The sequence below is a fragment of the Streptomyces lushanensis genome, from assembly GCF_001700515.1.
GTDB classification, from domain to species: domain Bacteria; phylum Actinomycetota; class Actinomycetes; order Streptomycetales; family Streptomycetaceae; genus Streptomyces; species Streptomyces lushanensis.
The window spans coordinates 1-2,466 of the sequence record NZ_MAUD01000495.1 but is presented as its reverse complement, the minus strand read 5'-3'; the positions used below and the strand labels follow the sequence as shown (position 1 = coordinate 2,466).

Sequence of the window (2,466 nt, the reverse complement as noted above, 5' to 3'; positions counted from 1 at the left end):
GCATACGGCCGAGGCCGTCGTCGGTTTCGGGCACGCCGGTGTACCAGGTCACGACGGCCTCGGCCGTATGCTTCCCGCCGCCACCGAGGGCGAGGTCGTCTACGGCACGCATCCCGCCCGGCTGGACCGCACCGCGGTGGAGGACGGCCGCAGCGCGTACCACTATGTGGAACTGACCGGCCTCGAACCGGGCCAGACGTACTACTACCGTGCTCGCTCCCGGGGCAGGGCGGCCACGCCCACCCCGCTGCACCTCGTCTCGGGCAACGCGGTGGGCACCTCCGCGTACGGGCTCGGCTCGGCGGGGCCGTACTCCTTCACCACGCCCCAGCCACCGCCGGGGCGTCACCTGTTCTCGATCGCGCTGTGCAACGACCTCCACCTCGGGGAGACCACCGCCGGGCGGATCGCCGGCATCCCACTGCTGCGGGGCATCGCGCAGAGCCCGGGGCTCGCGCCGTACCCCGAGGTGATGAGCCGGGCCCTGGTGGAGGACGCGGCCCGGTGCGGGGCGGACTATCTGCTGGCCGCGGGGGACATCTCCGCCGAGGGCGGAGCGGTGGACCTGGGCAGGGCGAAGGAGATCCTCGACGGGTTCGGCACCCACGGCGAGGACTACTTCGTCGCCCGCGGCAACCACGACCGCCCCAGGGCGCACGACTGCTTCCGCGACGGCTTCTTCCAAGGCGACGGGCCCACGTACTTCTCCCGCGACCTGCACGGTCTGCGCATCGTCGGCCTGGACACCTACGACAAGCCGGGTAACGGCGCCGGCGCCGGTGGGCTCTCGGAAGAGCAACTGTCCTGGTTCCGGGTGGGTCTGAGGCAGCACAAGGACCAGCCGACGGTGGTGTTCGGTCACCACCCGCTTGCCGTACCGAACTCACCGTTCCCGGTGACCAGCGGCCAGCGGCTGGACAGGCGCCAGGCCCGGACGATCCTGGACAGTTACGCCTCGGCGCCCGGGGTCTTCCTGCACCACGCGGGCCACACCCACCGCAACAAGCGGACCGTCGTCCCGCAGGCGCCCGGCGTGACACTTCAGGAGGTCGGCGCGGTGAAGGAGTACCCCGGCGGGTTCTGCCTGCTGAGGATCCATTCGGGCGGCTACGCGCTCAACTACCACAAGACCAGGAGCGGCCCGGCGAGAGAGTGGAGCGAACGCAGCCGCCGCCAGGCAGCCGGGATCTGGCCGCAGTTCGCCCTCGGCCGCAGCGTCAGTGACCGCAACAGCGTGACCGCACACGACCTGTCCGGCGTCCGCAACCGACCAGCCGTACCACCCGTACGACCACCGCACGGTACGGGTGCCGCCGCACCGGCCGCCAGCGGCGGGCCGGCGCCGGGGTCGGCATCAGGAGCGCCGATCGGGACGGGCGCCTCGGCGGCCGGATCGCTTCGACGTTGAAGACAGGTTGAGGATCTGGGAGTCAAGATCCACGCCGAGGTCCGCTGCCACTTCATCTCCCGCCGCCTGGTGACCGCCTGGGTCCGGCAGCAGCGGTGGAAGCCGGGCCGTCTGCTGGTCGGCGTGGCTCAGTGGCTGCGCGTCTTCGGGTGATCCGCGCGCGACGGCTACGGTCGTTGTCATGAGCGACTCGGAAGTCCACGAGGCGGTGGGCCGGCCGCGCACCGCCGCCGGGGTGTTGTTCTTCGACGAGGTCGGTCGTGTGCTTCTGGTCAGGCCGACGTACAAGCCCGGCTGGGAGATTCCCGGCGGCTACCTCCACCCGGGCGAGACGCCGAGCGAGGGCGCGGCTCGGGAGGTCAGGGAGGAGATCGGCATCACCCCGCCCATCGGCCGCCTCCTCGTCGCGGACTGGGCGCCGCACCCGGCCGAGGGCGACAAGTTGCTGTTCGTCTTCGACGGGGGCGTCCTCCCGGCCGATGAGCGGGCCCGGATCGTCCTGGACGGGGTGGAAGTCGACCGGTTCGCGTTCCACCGGGCCGACCAGATCGACGGGTTGCTCATCCCCCGGCTGGCCCGCCGTGTCCACGCGGCGATCGGTGCCCGTGCGCGTTCGGTGACCGTCTATCTGGAGAACGGGGTGGGCTTCGGCGTCGGGGGCTGATCCGCGCGTCTCCAGGCCCGGACAGGGTCTAGGCGGCCTGGGTGGCTGGGCGTTTGAAGACCTGGAGGCCGTGCCAGACGATGTGGTCGGGGTTGATGCCGGGCTGTCCGGGGCGGGGTGGGGTGATGGGCCGGCCGTGGAGGGCGTCGATGGTTCTGCCCGCTTGGCTGCGTGCTGTGTATGACTGGGAGACCTGTATGTGCAGGGCGGGTGTGAGTCCGAGGGCGCCGAGGTCGAACAGGGTGTGGTGCAGGGAGCACAGGGCCAGGCCGTTGTTGACCTCGTCGGGGCCGTTTTGGCTGTGCCAGCGGACGTGTGCGGCTTCGAGTCCGACGGGGTTGCGTCCGAGTGCGCCGTCGTAGCCGCAGAAGGCGCAGGCGTACGCGTACGCCTG

General features: G+C 71.4%; 3 protein-coding genes. 2 read left to right on the top strand and 1 reads right to left on the bottom strand.

The window, feature by feature from the left end; all coding sequences use genetic code 11:
* Both BFF77_RS30360 and BFF77_RS30355 read left to right on the top strand, forming a co-directional pair.
* Positions 1-1,408: purple acid phosphatase family protein (locus BFF77_RS30360; protein ID WP_079125632.1), on the top strand; the 1,408-nt coding region annotated here is incomplete at its 5' end.
* A 181-nt stretch (positions 1,409-1,589) separates the two neighbouring features.
* A complete protein-coding gene (locus tag BFF77_RS30355) occupies positions 1,590-2,072 on the top strand; it encodes an NUDIX domain-containing protein (RefSeq protein ID WP_066956411.1) in 483 nt (160 codons plus the stop codon).
* Positions 2,073-2,100: 28 nt separating this feature from the next.
* On the opposite strand, the gene BFF77_RS30350 is transcribed toward BFF77_RS30355, so the two are convergent.
* A partial coding sequence (locus tag BFF77_RS30350; RefSeq protein ID WP_211280355.1) for an HNH endonuclease occupies positions 2,101-2,466 on the bottom strand: 366 nt, incomplete at its 5' end.